The 17,456-nt window shown below is 45.8% G+C and carries 17 protein-coding genes; 7 read left to right on the forward strand and 10 right to left on the reverse strand.

Features of this window, described 5'->3' with window-relative positions; all coding sequences use genetic code 11:
* Positions 1 to 20: 20 nt before the first annotated feature.
* Complete coding sequence (locus RS891_RS23445; RefSeq protein ID WP_315793327.1) at positions 21 to 944, reverse strand: ADP-ribosylglycohydrolase family protein; 924 nt, start codon at positions 942 to 944, stop codon at positions 21 to 23.
* A 526-nt stretch (positions 945 to 1,470) separates the two neighbouring features.
* On the opposite strand from RS891_RS23445, the gene RS891_RS23450 reads away from it, so the two are divergent.
* A complete protein-coding gene (locus RS891_RS23450) occupies positions 1,471 to 2,139 on the forward strand; it encodes an HAD family hydrolase (RefSeq protein ID WP_315793328.1) in 669 nt (222 codons plus the stop codon).
* Positions 2,140 to 2,186: 47 nt separating this feature from the next.
* A complete protein-coding gene (locus tag RS891_RS23455; protein ID WP_315793329.1) occupies positions 2,187 to 3,359 on the forward strand; it encodes a mannitol-1-phosphate 5-dehydrogenase in 1,173 nt (390 codons plus the stop codon).
* A gap of 138 nt (positions 3,360 to 3,497) precedes the next feature.
* Here the strand turns inward: RS891_RS23455 and RS891_RS23460 are convergent, their stop codons facing one another.
* The 3 genes from RS891_RS23460 to RS891_RS23470 form a co-directional block, all read right to left on the reverse strand.
* Entirely contained in the window at positions 3,498 to 4,385 is an 888-nt protein-coding gene (locus RS891_RS23460) for a hypothetical protein (protein WP_315793330.1), read from the reverse strand.
* 142 nt (positions 4,386 to 4,527) lie between these two features.
* The gene (locus RS891_RS23465; protein WP_315793331.1) at positions 4,528 to 5,181 is read right to left on the reverse strand and encodes a YkyA family protein; all 654 of its coding nucleotides are present in this window, start codon (positions 5,179 to 5,181) and stop codon (positions 4,528 to 4,530) included.
* Positions 5,182 to 5,222: 41 nt separating this feature from the next.
* Positions 5,223 to 6,125 carry a polysaccharide deacetylase family protein gene (locus RS891_RS23470; RefSeq protein ID WP_258530664.1) on the reverse strand — a complete coding sequence of 301 codons (903 nt, stop codon included), beginning with the start codon at positions 6,123 to 6,125 and terminating at the stop codon, positions 5,223 to 5,225.
* Positions 6,126 to 6,354: 229 nt separating this feature from the next.
* Between RS891_RS23470 and RS891_RS23475 the strand changes: the two genes are divergently transcribed.
* On the forward strand, positions 6,355 to 7,299 hold the full coding sequence (locus RS891_RS23475; RefSeq protein ID WP_315793332.1) for a DMT family transporter: 945 nt from the start codon (positions 6,355 to 6,357) through the stop codon (positions 7,297 to 7,299).
* Between the two features lie 98 nt (positions 7,300 to 7,397).
* Positions 7,398 to 8,234 (forward strand): sulfurtransferase, encoded by an 837-nt coding sequence (locus RS891_RS23480; protein WP_315793333.1) that lies wholly within the window; start codon positions 7,398 to 7,400, stop codon positions 8,232 to 8,234.
* A 61-nt stretch (positions 8,235 to 8,295) separates the two neighbouring features.
* Here RS891_RS23480 and RS891_RS23485 read toward each other — a convergent pair whose 3' ends face one another.
* The 5 genes from RS891_RS23485 to RS891_RS23505 form a co-directional block, all read right to left on the reverse strand.
* Positions 8,296 to 8,883, reverse strand: a complete 588-nt coding sequence (locus tag RS891_RS23485) for an imm11 family protein (RefSeq protein ID WP_315793334.1) — start codon at positions 8,881 to 8,883, stop codon at positions 8,296 to 8,298.
* Positions 8,884 to 9,034: 151 nt separating this feature from the next.
* Complete coding sequence (locus RS891_RS23490) at positions 9,035 to 10,075, reverse strand: NAD(P)/FAD-dependent oxidoreductase (RefSeq protein WP_315793335.1); 1,041 nt, start codon at positions 10,073 to 10,075, stop codon at positions 9,035 to 9,037.
* 245 nt (positions 10,076 to 10,320) lie between these two features.
* Positions 10,321 to 11,907, reverse strand: coding sequence for an exosporium glycoprotein BclB-related protein (locus RS891_RS23495; RefSeq protein ID WP_315793336.1), 1,587 nt, complete (start codon positions 11,905 to 11,907; stop codon positions 10,321 to 10,323).
* Between the two features lie 37 nt (positions 11,908 to 11,944).
* The gene (locus RS891_RS23500; protein ID WP_315793337.1) at positions 11,945 to 12,304 is read right to left on the reverse strand and encodes a hypothetical protein; all 360 of its coding nucleotides are present in this window, start codon (positions 12,302 to 12,304) and stop codon (positions 11,945 to 11,947) included.
* Between the two features lie 353 nt (positions 12,305 to 12,657).
* Positions 12,658 to 13,209 carry an NAD(P)H-dependent oxidoreductase gene (locus RS891_RS23505; protein WP_315793338.1) on the reverse strand — a complete coding sequence of 184 codons (552 nt, stop codon included), beginning with the start codon at positions 13,207 to 13,209 and terminating at the stop codon, positions 12,658 to 12,660.
* A 200-nt stretch (positions 13,210 to 13,409) separates the two neighbouring features.
* On the opposite strand from RS891_RS23505, the gene RS891_RS23510 reads away from it, so the two are divergent.
* The 3 genes from RS891_RS23510 (at position 13,410) to RS891_RS23520 (ending at position 15,887) form a co-directional block, all read left to right on the forward strand.
* Complete coding sequence (locus tag RS891_RS23510; protein ID WP_113053675.1) at positions 13,410 to 13,772, forward strand: winged helix-turn-helix transcriptional regulator; 363 nt, start codon at positions 13,410 to 13,412, stop codon at positions 13,770 to 13,772.
* Between the two features lie 45 nt (positions 13,773 to 13,817).
* Entirely contained in the window at positions 13,818 to 14,537 is a 720-nt protein-coding gene (locus tag RS891_RS23515) for an SDR family NAD(P)-dependent oxidoreductase (protein WP_113053674.1), read from the forward strand.
* Positions 14,538 to 14,855: 318 nt separating this feature from the next.
* Positions 14,856 to 15,887 carry a MerR family transcriptional regulator gene (locus RS891_RS23520; protein WP_315793339.1) on the forward strand — a complete coding sequence of 344 codons (1,032 nt, stop codon included), beginning with the start codon at positions 14,856 to 14,858 and terminating at the stop codon, positions 15,885 to 15,887.
* Positions 15,888 to 15,907: 20 nt separating this feature from the next.
* Here the strand turns inward: RS891_RS23520 and RS891_RS23525 are convergent, their stop codons facing one another.
* Positions 15,908 to 17,344 carry an alpha/beta hydrolase family protein gene (locus RS891_RS23525; RefSeq protein ID WP_315793340.1) on the reverse strand — a complete coding sequence of 479 codons (1,437 nt, stop codon included), beginning with the start codon at positions 17,342 to 17,344 and terminating at the stop codon, positions 15,908 to 15,910.
* Positions 17,345 to 17,456 lie beyond the last annotated feature (112 nt).

Below are 17,456 nucleotides of genomic sequence, written 5' to 3' on the forward strand. Positions count from 1 at the left end.
GTTCTCTTCTCCTGTCTCTTCTATCTAGCTTCGGCCTTTGACCACAATGCCTCTGACAATTCACTCAGCGTATCCCGCATGGCCAGCTTCTCTCGCCAGTGTATCGGAATGCCGCTTAATCCATAATACGCCCCGGCAATTTGCCCATATACCGCTCCCGTCGTGTCAGCATCATCACCCAGATTCACTGCCAGTAGCGCACCTTCTTCAAAGGTCGATGATTGATGGAATGCCCATAACGCTGCTTCAAGTGAACGAACAACATAGCCGCTTCCCTGAATATCAGGCGGTGCTTTATCCCGGTATGATCCCTGGACAATTTCTTCAATCGCTGGTGAAAAAAATTTCTCTTCCCTCCACTGACGACAGGTTTCAGGCCGTAACATAACTTCCTTGTCCGCTCCGCGCAGTCCTGCAACCAATATTGCCGCCAGCACTTCACATGCTTCCACACTTTCAACAGCAGCATGAGTCGTTCTGGAACTCAACCCGGCATACCGCACTGCCTGATCCGGCTGGTTGGCATATGCCATGGCTACAGGTGCCAGCCGCATAATTGATCCATTCCCAGCAGTCATCGGGTTGGTTGAACCACTATACGCTTCACCGGTTGCTGCAAACCGTTCAAGGGCACTCCGAGTAGCCCCGCCTATATCAAAGCAGGTTCCCGTGCTGCTCATATAACCTACCTGATACCAATTCGTATATCTGCGCATCTGGTCCCCGGGATCAAAGTTCTCTTTTCTCACCAAGCTTTCTGCCAGACACAGGGCCATCGACGTATCATCCGTCCACTGTCCAGGCGCCAAATTGAATACCCCGCCTCCCACAATATCGGTAACAGGCTCAAATGTGCCGGGACTGCTGAATTCCACTGTAGTTCCCAGTGCATCTCCCGCGGCAAGCCCAATGAAACAACCTTGGAAACGATCCTTATGCAGCATCGTCGATCCCTCCTCCGCGATTTATGAGTCAAATAACTTCTTCCATTCTCCCACATGGCTTGATATGGCGTAAAGAATTTTAATAGGTTAGTTCGATTTGCAAATTTATTTTAACCCTATGCTGAGTTGCCTTTCTTCTATTATAAAAGTGTCGAAAGCTGTTGAACGGTTGAATCATCCAAATTTCTTAAAAAAAGTTTGCTACGTATAAACTGAAAATACAGGTTTTCCAGTACACCGCTTACATGCAAAGGGCATAACGTTTTTCCACTTTTATCATTTTCTGAAAACAAATCATCCATGTGCAAATTTTCCATGTAAACAATCATAACGCACTTGACCCTTCCGTTTGTCCTATGTTACGGTTTTATTAACCTTTACACCTGTTTTTTCCCAAATTAATATTTATAACTCAGTTTTCACGTCAACTAATGTACCGCAAGTTAAAAAGATTACAGTGTGTATTGGCAAAAAGATTCATTTAGCTTTATCCCAAAACTAATTCTGAAACAGGAGGAACAAATTTATGATTAAGGCACTGGTTTTTGATTTCGATGGAACGATTATTGATACGGAGACAGCATGGTATGTTGCTTTTCGTGATGCCTACAAGGAACACGGCGTAGACTTAACCCTGGAGATGTACTCGCAATGCATCGGTACCAGTCTGAAAACATTTAATCCTTATGAGTACCTCATCACAGATTTGAATCTTCCGATCGATCGGGAAGCGTTCAGGGAATCCGTTCAGCTGCATCATGCAGCCTTAATGAACAAGGAACAGGTACGGCCCGGTATCCAAAACTACCTTGAAGCTGCACGCAAAGCTGGATTGAAACTGGCTGTCGCTTCAAGCTCCAAACGAGACTGGGTTGAACAGCATCTGGAACAGCTCAAGCTGAAAGATTACTTTGAAGTCATTCGCACTGCAGATGACGTTGCCCATGTGAAGCCTGATCCTGCATTGTACAATCAAGCACTTGAAGCCCTTGGAGTAACTGCAGACGAAGCCGTAGCGATTGAGGATTCACCTAACGGCGCGCGTTCAGCTGTTGCGGCTGGTATTCACTGTGTAGTCATCTCGAATACCATTACCGGGACACTTGATTTCGATATGCCTCACCAACGGCTGTCATGCCTGACCGACCTCGAATTTAACGATTTGATTTCGAAACCACTCGTCACTACAGTCTAGGGACTGAACGAATTTCGCAACTCAAACTTTAAAGGGGGAGTTCACACATGAAAGCTGTACATTTTGGTGCGGGCAATATTGGCCGCGGATTTATCGGTCATATGTTGTCCGCTTCCGATTATGAAGTCTGCTTTGTCGCACGTAACCCGAAGAAAATCGCCATGCTTCAAAAGAGGCAGGAATATCCCATTACCCTCGCAAATGCGGATCAGGATACAACCATTGTGAATAACGTAACCGCCATTAATGTCGACGAACAGGATCGCGTTGCTGAAGTGATTGCTTCAGCAGATCTGATCACAACAGCCGTCGGTGTATCAGCACTGGAAGATATCGCTGAACCTATTGCCAAAGGCATCTATCTCCGTATGAAAAATAATAATTCTGCGCCACTTCACATTATCGCTTGCGAAAATGCCATCGGAGGCAGCACTCGGCTTAAAAAACGGGTATATCCGTTTCTGGATGTGGAGACCCGGGAAAAAGCAGAACGTTATGTCTCATTCCCCAATGCAGCGGTTGACCGCATCGTCCCCGCTCAAGATCATAAAGACCCGCTACAAGTTACCGTTGAGCCTTTCTATGAATGGGTGGTTCATCGCCCTGCACTGCTGGAAGGATTTAAGAAAATTGAAGGCGTGCACTACGTGGACTCTCTTGAACCTTATATTGAGCGCAAAATGTTTACGGTAAATACCGGTCACTGCGTCGCCGCATACTTCGGATATCTTGAAGGATTCAAGACGATCCGGCAAGTAATGAGCCATGCACCGATTCGTGCCAAGGTACGCAAAGTGATGGAAGAAACCGGAGCCCTGCTCATCGCCAAGCACGGTTTTAATCCTCAGAAACACAACAGATATATCGATACGATTCTCGAACGTTTTGCCAACCCGAACCTGACGGATCAGGTAACCCGGGTCGGACGCTCACCCCTTCGCAAGTTATCGCCTTACGACCGGCTTGTTCGCCCAGCGATGCAGGCCAGCGAATTCGGAATTGAAATTCCTCATTTAACTTCAGCTATGGCAGCCGCGATGCTGTTCAATCATGAACACGACGAGGAAGCCATGAAGCTCCAACACCTGATTCGCGAAGATGGCGTCTCTGCCTTCATTCGTGAACGCATGGGAATTCCCGACGAACATCCCGTTCATCAGCATGCTATCGCCCGTTATGAAGAGCTCAAAGGGCGACAGGAATCAACCATCTTAACCTGATTAACCATAGGTCAGTAGGTTGATCGCGCAAACTGAATAGACATACGGCCAAAAAAGCCGGGAGGAACCTATGCTTATCGCATCGTTCCTTCCGGCTTTTTCAAACTTACGGCATACATATTTTTTATTGAAGCACGCTTACTCGTTCATGATGGAATTGATGGAGGCATAAACCATAGGCAGGAAGCCCTCGGAAGGTTCGCCAACCGGTGCATGGATATGGAAAGCGAATCCATTGCCATCCAGCTCTTTTATGATGAAATACTCCGTTTTCTTATTGTTTTGAGACATCATGAACAATTTTGCCTCTTTCATCGGGCCATTGCTAAGCTCTTCCTCGCTTAATTGTTTGACCGTTCCGGTTTCTGACAATTCTTTCTTTGCATCTACCTTCAGTTCATTCAAGTTATAATCCGAAGACAGTTTTTCAATCTCGACCTCGTAATCCGGATCAATCTTCATGGTCAATTCTTGATCATCCGCATCGTAAACCATCGGTTCAAACACATATAATGAGTATCCTTTGCCTTGAGCCAGTGTAACTGCGCGCTTTTCGGTCATGCCTTCCACGGTCACTTCCAACTCGGATGTTTTGGCACGATCAGATGTAACATTACCGCCTGCATTCGTACCGTTACCATCATCGGACTCGACCTTGGCAATTTCCGTAAGCACCAGCTGTTTGGTCGTTGTATCGCCTTCAATGGCTTTCTCTACATATTTGAATTGAACGGAATCTTCGTCGTCGATGTCATCCAGAGATTTCTGCAGATCTTCGCCCACCTGGAAAGACATCGGTTCCTCTTTCACACGAATTTCAACCGTGTGCGGGTCTGCCCATCCGGTCAAAATGCCTTCAGCTTCAATCACAGTACTTTCCTCTGGCTGCTTCCCTGGTGTCGGTGTCTGTTCTTCTGTATTATTCGCGGGTGGCTGAGCAGTAGGACTACTATTGCCGCAGGCCACCAGCGAGAATCCCATAACCAAAACAAGTAATGATGCACTAATATTCATAGTATTTCGCATATGAACACCTCCGTTAGCTTATACGCAATGATGTTTGTCCATGTTGCCTGACTTGTTAACTTGACAGCTTAGTATTATTTACACGGCTGACCCGTCACTCAATCATAGAAAGTGTTCAATGCTTCTTTGACACCATGAATACTCAGCCGGCTTGCTCCATTTGCACAAGTTTCGCATTGGCTCCGTTAAAAGCTTTTGTCTGCTTGTTAAACTGCTGTCTTAACTCGGCAACTTTGGCATATTGGCTGTTCCGTTCCCGAATCGCACGTTTGATTTTAACCAAGTTGGGCTCCACACTGCCTCTCATCAATGCATATAATTGCTCGTCTGCATCAAGGCTCTGCCTGTAGGAGGCAACAAACGCTTCAAATGACGCAGCTCTTTGCTCATACTGATCCAATACCGTGTGGGCTTGAGCCAGGTTCTCTTCCTTTTCAAAGGATAACTGATCCAACGAAGTTCGCAGCTCTTCCATCTGTTCTTTAGTCCGGCTCATCACCGCTTCAGCTTGTTCCAGCAGTGTTCTTCGCTCGGCAATATGTCCGTCTGCCTGATCGAGCAAGGCCTCCAGATTACTGTTTTTGTTCTTTCCTTTACTCAGTATCGATCCGTATAATTCCATGTCTTCCCGCTCATGGCGTACAAGCTCCTTCAGGCTTTGGTTCATCTCCTGATCGGTAAGAATTAATTGATTGACTTGATTAGCCGCAGGTTCCTGTGGTTGACCGCAAGCACTGACAAGCAGAGCCAGCAATATGCTGACCCCGGCCAGAGCTATCTTTTTTCTTCTAAGCACCTCGGGGTGCCTCCTCTCTTGCAACTGCTATGTTGTTATTCTTACAGGCGGGTGTCTGCGCTAAAATTGGATACCCAATGTGCATTCGGATCGTAAACCTCAAACTCATAACCCCGATCTTCAAGCAGCTTCAAAATGCGTGGCAGTGCCTGTACCGTTTGCTCACGCTCATGCATCAGAATCACTTCCTTATCCCGATGTACACTGCTGCTAACCCGTTCCACGATTTTGTCCGGCTGACCGGGAAGATTCCAGTCGAGGGAGTCAGTGGTCCAATCCCACATTTTGAATCCGGCCGCAGCAATGTCGCCCCTGAATTCTTCTCCGATCTGTGGGCTACTGCCATATGGAGCACGAATCAGATGCGGCGTAAAACCGATCAGATCCTTGACCATCTTCTGCTCCTTTTTGAACTCCTTCACAAAGTTAGAGGAGCTGCCACTCTTATACAATTTGTTATAGTTATGTGTCATGCTGTGAAGCCCCGGATAACTGCCCTCTTTGACAAGCCGCTCCACTGCTTCCTTGTGTTGATTCAACTGACGTCCAATCATGAAAAAGGTTGCCTTTGCCTCATGCTGCTTCAAAATATCCAACAGTTGATCAGTATATACACTTGGTCCATCATCAAACGTTATGTATGCCAGCTTGCGCACCTGACCCTGGAACCGCGCAGGCTCCTCTTTGGACTCCGGTGTCATTTCAATCATGCCAAGCTTCGTTGGCTGTTCAATTGCAGCTACTGGCGGAGGTGCTACATAATCCTTGATCCAGTGCGTCATGCCAATGAATGCATATGTTAAACCGATAATGAGCAGTGCCAGAAGCGCCAGCGCAGCACTCAGTCTCCCATATCGGATTTTTCTTCTTCCATGCGTCTTGGTTCGGCTTGTTCTATGCGGAATGCCGCCACTCTCTCCCGCTCTCTGTTGTTGAACTCTCACTTCCAGGCCACTTCCTTACTTTCATTTTTTCCCGATTATTGGTACATTATATCGTTTCATGTCTCTATATAGAAGATTAATAGAAAAATAGTCCGTGAGAATGACAGAATAGTTACAAGGCCGGTTACAATCTACTTATCTATTTCTTCTCTTATGCTTTTCCTGCGGATGCATTCTCCTGTATAATAAATTGATTTACGCCATTTGACTTCAAGAAGGAGCTACATCCATGACTAGCTTGAACCGTGCCGGCAGATCGATCTATCTGCTATTCTTTGTCGGCATTATTGCCATTTCGTTTTCTTCCATCTTTGTGCGCTGGTCCACAGCCGACGTCGCCGTCATTGCGATGTACCGACTGTTCCTCACAAATCTGCTAATGCTGCCTTTTGTGTGGAAATACCGGCACGAGATGATGCGTTTAAACTTCAGACAGTGGGCTTTACTGCTCGCATCCGGCGTGATGCTGGCACTGCACTTTCTGCTCTGGATGGGATCGCTTCGGCTCACGAGTGTAGCCAGTTCAACGGTCATTCTCGCTTTGGAGCCGATATTGATTCTCGCCGGTTCCGTCTGGCTGTTCAAAGCCAAAATTAACCGCATGATGATCATCGGTATGGGCGTTGCCCTGCTCGGATCGATCGCTATTGGAGCTGGAGATTTCCAGTTGGCAGGCACAGCGCTGCGAGGGGATATTCTTTCTTTGCTCGGAACGATCGCTGTGGCGGTACACATGCTGCTTGGACAGTTTTTGCGTGCCGGACTAAGTGCCTTCTCCTATAACTTCTGGGTATTTTTCGTAGCTGCCTTTACACTTGCGGTATATAATCTGGTTAATGGTCACCCGTTTGGCGGTTATGCGGCTTCCGAGTGGGGAATTTTCCTGTTGCTCGCAATCGTACCAACGATCTTTGGACATTATCTCTTCAACTGGCTGCTTCAATATATGAATGCCACGACAGTATCGATGGGGGTACTGGGGGAACCTGTATTTTCCTCTCTGCTGGCCTGGATGCTACTCGGTGAATCCCTCAACGGGCTTCAGATGTCTGCCGGAGTTGTCATTATTTTCGGGGTATGGATCTTCATTCGGTATGGCAAAACCAAACCACAGCCCATTCCCTCAGATGCTCCGCTAGCTGGAAAAGGACCAGTCGAACCTACAGCGGTGTAACTTGCGTTTGTATTCGGATATTTGTAAAAACAACTGGAACCTGCACCACGCAGATTCCGGTTGAATCCATCCCACTACATATAAGGCGGTGTGTTTTCATGAAAAATATTGTATCCATGCGCTGGCTGCTCGCCAGAATGTATGAACCAGATGTCGTCATTGCCGATTGCCGATTCTTGCTCGGTCAACCAGATGCCGGAAGACAAGCTTACGAGGCTGGACATATTCCAGGTGCTGTCTATCTCGATCTGGAAAAGGATCTTTCCTCTCCTGTATCTACCCATGGAGGACGTCACCCGCTACCAGATCCGGCTGAACTTGCAAGTCGTCTCTCCAAAGCTGGCATCGGCTCGAATACACGCATTATTGCCTACGATGACCAAGGTGGTATGAACGCATCGCGGTTGTGGTGGTTACTTCGTTATCTGGGACATGATCAGGTGTATGTCATGGACGAAGGGTTCTCCGCCTGGCAGAATGCCAAGTTCCCGGTGACTAAGGATGTGCCGGTTCAGATTCCGGCTTCGTTTGAGGTGAACGTGCAGCCAGAGCTATTGGCGAGTGTTGAGGATGTGCAGCAAGCATCTGCTGACGGCTCAGCTGTACTAATCGACTCCCGTGATGCTCGCCGCTATGCGGGTCTAGAGGAACCCATTGATGCCAAGGCCGGACATATTCCGGGTGCGGTGAATTATTTTTGGAAAGATGTGTTGGATTGGGATGGACGTTGGACAGATACTGGGGTGTTAGAAGAGCGTTTCAGCAAGCTGGACAAGGATGGCGCGATTATCGTGTATTGTGGCTCCGGTGTCTCTGCTTGCCCGAATGTAATTGCGTTGGAAGAAGCGGGATACACGAATGTGAAGTTGTATTCAGGAAGCTGGAGCGATTGGATCAGTTATGAGGGGAATTCGGTGGCTACCGGGGAAGAATAAAGACTAAGAGCCCACGTCAAACGCGGGCTTTTTTGTTCTTTTATTATATCCATGTAGAATTTTAGATGCTTATATTTCCGACTCCTGTAACGTTCAGATTCAGCTTATGTTTTCGGCATACTTCGTAAAAATCTTTTGAAATAATGGGTTTGAAGATATTTATATAGTCCAGCATAAAAAATTCATGCTCGCCAATTTGCTCTTCATGAAGGCCGACTCGAGATACAACTTTGACTATTTTACGTGGAGGCTGTTGTACAGATGCAGCAATGACCGCTTTGCGCCCATATTCCGAATTTTCATAATCGAAAACATCCAAACGATCAAGGTGATGTGCAGTCCAATAGGTTTTTTCAACCGAACGACCGTCGTGGTAACACACAGTTGTCGGAATAAACTGTGTGTTTGTTTTAGTTTCCTCCAACAACGTTTTAAAACGATCTGATACATGCCTTGTTCCTGTGATCGTCTCAAAATAATCTACTTTCAGATTGCGCACCGTAGACAGTAACTCAACTTCTGCCGTTGTCCCCTCTGGCAGCGGATTCTCTATCGCCAAATAATTCATACCTAATTTGGGAGTGAAGGTCGTTCCGCCACTAATAAACCCTCTACGTGGGTATTGAGATTCCAGAAAGTAATACTTCATAGAAAGATGTCTCCTTTCCGAATCAAGTGATTAGTTATGTCGAAAATCCGGTGGCGACGGGGGAAGAATAAAAGAAATAAGCAGCTATGCACTATGTAATATAGAGTACATCTGTCATGTGGCGATGTACTCTTTTATTTTTCGTATGGTCCTAAAATCGGGAGAGTCGACAAGGTTCTAATTCAATTCTTGATTCCCGATCGATGATTTCACTTGCAGCCAGACGTGCAATCAGCGGCGCCAGTGTAATTGCAGAATGCATCACGGTTAGATAAAGTCCCTTTACGTGATCTTGGAAACCCACAATCGGATAGCCGTCTTCAGGCATTGGTCTCAACCCGACCTTTATGCTTTCCAGTTCCAGTTGATTCCCATCTTTCAGACTGCGACGCAACGTGTCGAACGCCCTCTTACCAACTGCCTCTGGTCCGTTTTCTTCCGACTCGTCGATATAATCTTCCGCAGCCAGCAGCGTATAATCTGTCAGTTGACGCGCTTCAAATTGCGCATTGGAGATTAATGTATGGATCAGTTTATTCGCAGTTTTCATCCGAATCAGAATGGAAGGCGACGACGTTACTGGCACTGGGCAACCTAACGGGTTGCAAAGTTCGGGGACGCCTGTACCTGCAGCCAATACTACGACATCCGACTCCAGAAAACCGTTGGACGTATGCACGCCGACCAGGCGTGAATCTTCATGCTGAAGCTGTGTAACGTTGGTATCGAACTGAATCTTTGCTCCATACTCCCGTGCTTTGTTCAACAACAGCTCCGTTATCCCTATGGGGTCTACCGCACCTTCTTCGCGGACATACATCGCTTCATCCGGATAGTCCAGCAGATTCGGCTCCAATGCCTCAAGCTGCTCCCGGTTTAATTTTTGAAAGTGGAGTTGCTCTCTTAGCGGCGGAGTGTCCCAAGTCAACGCTCCGCGCCAATGAATTTCCAGTTCGGATAATTCTTGCTGAAGTACATGATATTCTTCCAAAGCCGCATCATATAAATGCCAGTAATCGGGAGCCACCCTATGAGTCGTATGTATCCAGGCAAAAGATTTATCCGTGACTTCGCGCGCCGCTGCAGGATGTCGTTCAATAACGGTTACATCTTGATTTCTTTTGGCTAGATGATAGGCCATGGACGCCCCAACAAGACCTGCGCCAATAATCACAATTTTTTGTTTAATCAATAATGACTCCTCCTTTTTCAACCTATTGTAACATAGGCATTATGATAATCAGATGTTATAACATATGAGCGGAGCTGGAGCGACTTGAATAGTTATAGGGAGAATCCGGTTGCTGTTGAAGAGGGCTAACTTAAGTAAAAGTGCTACTGCTCTACTGTTATGCTCACACATAGAAACAGGGACCTCTCTGCCATAATCGGCAAGGGGTCCCTGTTCCTTGACTGGATATAAAGTATAAAGCGATATTAAGTGATGGTAAGACTGCCGCTTGCATATCCGGCTATGGTTGAAGCCACATCAATTCCGGCCGTTACTGATGCTGAGAACACCATAAGCAGACGATCACCGGCAGCTACTGGAATACTCAGTCCTGTGGTCAATCCGCTGGATATTGTGCCCAATGACAAAATGCCGGTCAGTGGTGGAGCCAAGGTTACCACTGCACCCGGTACAGCGGTAAAGGAGTTATTAGGTGTAGTCGAATGGTATAATTGTGCAGTTATGGTTACTGTAGATCCAACCAAGCTAAGCCCAGCTGTTGTACTGAAATAAGCGGCCAGTGAAGTAATCGTTCCTGGACGCGATGCCGAGAAAGCAAAGTTAAGCAAGGTGCCTGCAGCGCCTGTGAGATCAATAATCCCTCCGTTAACACTTATTCCTGTAGCATTGTTGCCAAATCCAACTAAACTGGAGGTATTCAAAAGTCCGCCTAATACCGTAGTCAATGCAACAGGCAGGCCTGATGCGTAAGGGATGATTGCTCCAGAACCTGCTGCCCCTGTTGCTCCCGTAGCTCCAGTTGTACCCGCGGTACCTGTTGCTCCCGTAGCTCCAGTTGTACCCGCGGTACCTGTTGCTCCCGTTACTCCGGTTGCACCTGGTGTGCCTGTCGCTCCCGTTACTCCGGTTGCACCTGGTGTGCCTGTTGCTCCCGTTACTCCGGTTACACCTGGCGTACCTGTCGCTCCCGTTACTCCGGTTGCACCAGGTGTGCCTGTCGCTCCCGTTACTCCCGTTTCGCCTGGTGTACCTGTCGCTCCCGTAGCTCCCGTTTCGCCTGGTGTACCTGTCGCTCCCGTTACTCCGGTTGCACCAGGTGTGCCTGTTGCTCCCGTTACTCCGGTTGCACCAGGTGTGCCTGTCGCTCCCGTTACTCCCGTTTCGCCTGGTGTACCTGTCGCTCCCGTTACTCCGGTTACGCCTGGTGTACCTGTCGCTCCTGTTACTCCGGCTGCACCTGGCGTACCTGTCGCTCCCGTAGCTCCGGTTGTGCCTGCCGTACCTGTTGCTCCTGTTACTCCGGCTGCACCTGGCGTACCTGTCGCTCCCGTTACTCCGGCTGCACCTGGCGTACCTGTCGCTCCCGTTACTCCGGTTACACCTGGTGTACCTGTCGCTCCCGTAGCTCCCGTTGTACCTGCCGTACCTGTCGCTCCCGTAGCCCCTGTTGCGCCTGTGGCTCCAGTGACGCTCGGAATTTCACTCAGCAATTCTGAGGAAACCAATCGATGGGCTGTTACCAAAGAACCTGTGCTGCTCTTCCCCCATACGGATACTTGAACAGGATCATCAACCATCATTGTTGTTGTAAAAGTAAACTCGAAGGCATCCAGATTGGCAAAGTAGTTGTTGGTTATGACTTGATTTGGTGCGATGTCAAAAGATTCACTGATATACAGAACCCTCAATCCACCACTCATGTAATACCCTTGCATCTGTATAGTTGAGGCTGTCACATCGCTGCGGTTATCCATCCTCACGGTAACTGACTGAGTCGGTCTTACACCACTAACAGGATTGTTTTCAATCGGCCCTGTTGATAAAAAGCTCATCGTTACTCTCCCCTTTCTTTTGAGTAAATTTTATCTGCTAGATGTTTTTAACTGTTTTTTCGTGCTCCACTACCCGGTGAGCATCTACCAATTGTCCCGACGTTTGTTTGCCCCATACTGAGATTCCTACTTCTTCAGCACCTTCTGTACTGGTTCCAAAAACAAACTCAAAAGCATCTAAGTCTGCAAAATAATTTCTGGTCACTGCTTCGTTTGATGCAATACTGATCATTTCGCTCACATACAGTGTTCTTGTTGTGCTTAGCACATACCCCTGAACGGATACCGTTACAGGGTCCACAGCAGTTCGACTTACCAACCTAATCGTTACCTGTTGTGTCGGTCTAACACCAGAAACCGGATTGTTTTCGATCGGCCCAGTTGATAAAATAGCCATCTTCCCCATCCCACCTTTTTATGAACCTCTTAGTCTCTTAAGCTCACATGAATAGTAATATTCATGCATGAAAGCAACGGTGTGGACAAAAGACAGGCGTCAATTCACCATTATTCATAAGGGTTATAAGGTTACGGGAAGAAGTAGTATATGAAGTTATTAACGGAAGCAGCCGAAAGTGCTGGAATTCAAATGTGTATTTTATACAACAAATCAGCCTCGTGTAGTTTGGTGTTTTCTTGTCAAAGGGGCCGTCCAAAAGTCATACTCATGACTTGGGACAGCCCCTTCATAGTTACATAGTTATTTAGATCTAATGAATATGGCACACGATTGCATCGCTTTTTATCTGTTCAAATCGATAGATTCCTAACCTCATTCTGATACTTATGGATATAACGGATATAATCTTGTGCACTTTGGTTAATTTCTTCATCGGTAGCTTGAAATGAGGCACCAAAGACTGCAAAATACGGTAACGCTACGGCTCCAACATGATTTATGCTGGCCTTGAAAGGCGTAACCACCTCTTCCACAGTAAAGGAAACTGAACCATCCTTCGTGTAACTTTCCTTCTTGTCGCCAATGGATATGGCCAAACCCATCTTTTTACCATGCAATTTGTTACCTGTTGATCCATACGCCCATCCGTAAGTAAAAACATCATCTAACCACTTTTTCAATAACGGTGGATAGCTGTACCAATATAACGGAAACTGCAAAATAATATGATCATATGCTTCAAGTAACTTCTGTTCTCTGGAAACATCGATGTTCCAATCAGGATAGGCTTTATCAATCTCATGAATTGTAATATCGGAGTGCTGCAGCAGCTCATCTTTCCAACGTTGATTTACTCTTGAGACCTCTATATTGGGATGCGCCAGAATGACCAGTGTTTTCATGTTTAACATTCCTTTCTCGGTTCAGTTTCAGACTCCTTTTTCGACTAGGGCCATTATCATATAAGCCTAAAAAAAAGAAAATACACACTCGAAAGTAAGATGGTTACTTCAAAGTGTGTATGGACTTCATCAGCCACATTATGAGAAAATGAATAGTTATACCACATCAACACGATGTAACATGAACGAGGTGATATGTCATGAAGCAATATAACCTGGGAATCGAAGCAACACTCGAAATTATTGGCGGCAAATGGAAAGCGCTAATCATATGTTTATTAATGTCCGGTGTGAAAAGGACAGGCGAGTTACAGCGCAGTATAGACGGTATCTCGCAAAAGGTCCTGATCCAGCAATTACGCGAACTTGAAAGAGACGGCCTTGTCAGTAGACATGTTTACCAACAGATGCCGCCCAAAGTCGAATACAGCCTTACGGAGTATGGAGTTACCGCCAACAAGATCGTGGATGTGATGTGTACATGGGGGCGGGAGAATATAGCATTAAGGCAACAACAAGGAGAAGACATTATATTATTGGAAAATAAAGAGCCTGCGTTTTGAGCTGGTATCTTTAGCCGACACTTTGGAGAAAAAGGAGCACTTTAATTGAAAAACTATCTTGTATTTGGTGCTAGCAAAGGATTAGGAGATGCATTTGTCAGGGGGGTTCCTGAACAAGGCGATAAAGTCTGGGTTGTGTCCCGCACGAAACCTGATAACTTGAAGCTCGACGATGGCGTAGAACGCATTTGGATACAGGCAGATCTGTCTACGCTTGATTCATCCGAACAGATCTGCGATGCCCTTCAGAACGAGACTTTGGATGTTCTCATTTACAATGTGGGCATTTGGGAAAAAGAGGGGTTCGAGGACCACTATACGTTCGATAAGGACACCCCCGCCGACATCAGTAATCTGATTCATGTGAATGTAACATCCGCTATTGTAAGCATTCAGGCATTATTGCCCCACCTCAGGAAATCAACAGCAGGCAAAATCATTCTTATTGGCTCAACTGCGGGTCTGAGCAATGCGAACAGTACACAGGTATCTTTTGTAGCCTCCAAATTTGCCATTCGTGGGGTTACAGAAGCCCTGAGAGAACATACAAGAAACGATCGGATCGCGGTTACATGTATCAACCCGGGAGAACTCGCAGCCGAAGTTCCATATAAAGATGGCATTGACCGCGCTCTTTCCGAATATAATGGTACACGCATCCCTCTTCAAGATATGGTTTCTATTGTAAAGTGCATTGTCGGCCTGTCGAATGCAGCCTGTGTAAAAGAAATTAATATGCCGGCAATTACGGATCTGAACGCATAATTTAAATACATGGCCATCTTAAAGAATGATAAAGAAACACCATGACAACCAGCTAAACACAAACAAAAGAGCGCGTTTGAGACGTGCTCTTTTTGCTCTTCCATAAACCATTCGCATGACGGGGAAATCCCTTATTCCCGTTATTTTGTCTAAGAAAGCCAGTACACGTTATTCGCTCTCCTACTGAGTTTTAACGAATCACTGCGGCCTTATTTCTATTGTAAAATAGGTGATGATAATCAAATTGATATATATATCCTATTAAATATAAAATGAGTTATAAATATATAGTCATTATTAACATTGGAGGTAATTTTCTTGCATTCAAATGTCGATACAGAGCTGCAGCATCACATCTCCACTGATTCTCCGAATAAGGTAGAGACCTTTACGATTGGAGAAGTAGCTAAAATGATTGGTTCTAAGGTCAGAACTATTCGATACTATGATGAAATCGGGTTAGTGAAGCCCACAAATTATACAGAAGGAGGACATCGACTCTATTCAACCGAGGATGTGTGGCGGTTAGAGCTCACTGCAACGCTCCGCTACTTGGATTTTGGTATTGAAGAGATTAGCCAGTTATTTTCTGGAGAGTTATCGATTGATAAAGCACTCGACTGGCAGATTGAAACCCTTTCGATCCAAGCTAGCGCGCTAACCAATATGATATCTATTTTACAACAAGCGAAGCAGCAACAAGGGGGTTCCTTGCGTTACCTTTACGACCTCGTTCAAGCCAAAGCGTCCAATGTTGAAAAGCGGAAAAAGTTCATTAATGAGAATGTTGAAAGTTCTAATCTCTTTGAAGGAGTTCCTCCAGACTATCAGGCTCCCATGCTGCATTACTTTAATAAACATATTGTAAATCAAAAGAAAACAACGGCAATAGAAATAGCTGCATGGAATGAGTTACAAGAAATTATAAATGATCCCCAATTCATGAAAGACATGAAAATCACTAACTTTGCATTCTTTATTAATGAACTACAACCCCGCTATGATGCTGATACATGGATCAAGAAGCTGGATCAAATCTATGTTCGATTAACCCATGCGTTGGAAAGTAAAAAGTCTGCTGACAGTCCTGAAGTTCAGGCCATCATTGAAGAGTCGGTCTCTCTATATGACAATGCAGAGCAAACGATCTATAACGAGGATTTCCTTATTTCCTTTTTGGAACATGCCGAGCAGACTCATTCGCCGCTCATTGATCGGGTCAACAGGTTGTGTGCCATTATGAGTCCGCAATTAAACTTGCTTGCAGAAGGAAATCTAATTTTTTTTCAAAACCTGCAACAAAGGATAATACCATTACAAAGTCACTCCAGTGTACAGCCCAAAGGCTAGAGCCTTCGGGCTAGGTTGCTTTAGTCATGAAGGAGGGTAAATTTCGGGTGCTCTCCAACATTTTGCCCTATAAGTTCAAATGGTTTTCCCTTTAAATAATGATCGAAGAAATCCTGTGAATAATCGGTAATGAGGCTCAGACCCTCCCGAACATCACGGCCCTGCATCAATTGAAACAGAGGTGAGAACAGAACCATATCGGTAAAGCTGAGGTGATTCGTCTTATTTAGGATCATCCAGTAGTTACCACCTGTTGTTACATGATCGAACCGAGGCAGAACTTCCTTCATCATGTCAATCGGACTGCCCTCCGTTACCTTCTTCATACTCTCTACACTGGAATCAGCACTCATCATCATAAATGGCTTCTTCAGCCCTTCTTCCGGAATACGACGTTCCCCATATAATGCACCATCCATATTAAGCGCCGCCTTAATTCTTGAATCTGTCATTAACGCTTGTACACTTGTTGCACCACCAAAGGAATGACCGAACATCCCGACATTATTCATATCCATCCGTCCAGTAAAACGCCGCTCTGGATCATTTGCCGCCAGTTGCTCCACTTGATCTAGTACAAAACGCGCATCTTCTACCCATTGTATATTGGCTTCATCCAGGTCTGCGATGGAATTGATGTCTAGCATAATTAAAGGCGCCACACGCCCATTCGGGAAAATTGAAGCGGTACTGCTGTAGGTATGGTCTATACCAACAACGATGTAACCCTGGCTAACCAATTGTTCAACCTGGAAGGTATTCTGCATTTTGTTTCCAGTGAGGCCATGGGAAAAAAGAAGTACCGGATAGGACGGCTCTGCATTAGAAATCTCTGCATGTTCTATGGCATGCGTCTTTACATAGCCGATTGAAGAAAACAGAAGCTTAGGAACATTAAACATTTTGTGGTATCCCTCCGCAAAGACATCCATATTAGAATGATAGGCTTGCGGTTTCCCTTTCGCTTTGGCGTCCGCAGGATACCAAATTTGTACCATTAATTCGCGCTTATCGCTTGGATCTGACGTAAGGATTTCTTCACGCTGATCATCTACCCAGTCATAAGTAACTGTGCCGATTTTGTAAGGACCTGTTGGCATATCAAAAGTGAATACCGGAAGCAATATCGGCAATACCACCGCTGCCGCTGAATAAACAACCATCAGTATTGTCACGAAAATGAGCTTTACAACCGATCTTTTTCGAGTGGTTTGTTCCTCTTCTTGTCGAGACTTCGACTTCAATTTAGTTATGACTACGACAAACGGTATTACTGTCATCACATAGGCCGGAATCATTGGCCAACGCATGCCTTCTATGATCCCATGCATCAGCATGAGAATGGCAGACACGCCAAATCCAATAAGCAAATTACGCAGCGTCTTGTTTTTCGCAAATATAATCCAACCCACCATCATAATATTAAAAACAACAAACAAAACTTCTAAAAACCTCATAAGAATTGAACCTCCACCTTTATAGTAAGTTGCTAGCTAGCTAATTCGTAGCTTACAACCTCCAGTAGGTGAAGATTCAAGACCCTCTTAAAAAAATCTATTCCAAAATCCT

Source organism: Paenibacillus sp. BIC5C1 (assembly GCF_032399705.1).
Taxonomy (GTDB): domain Bacteria; phylum Bacillota; class Bacilli; order Paenibacillales; family Paenibacillaceae; genus Paenibacillus; species Paenibacillus taichungensis_A.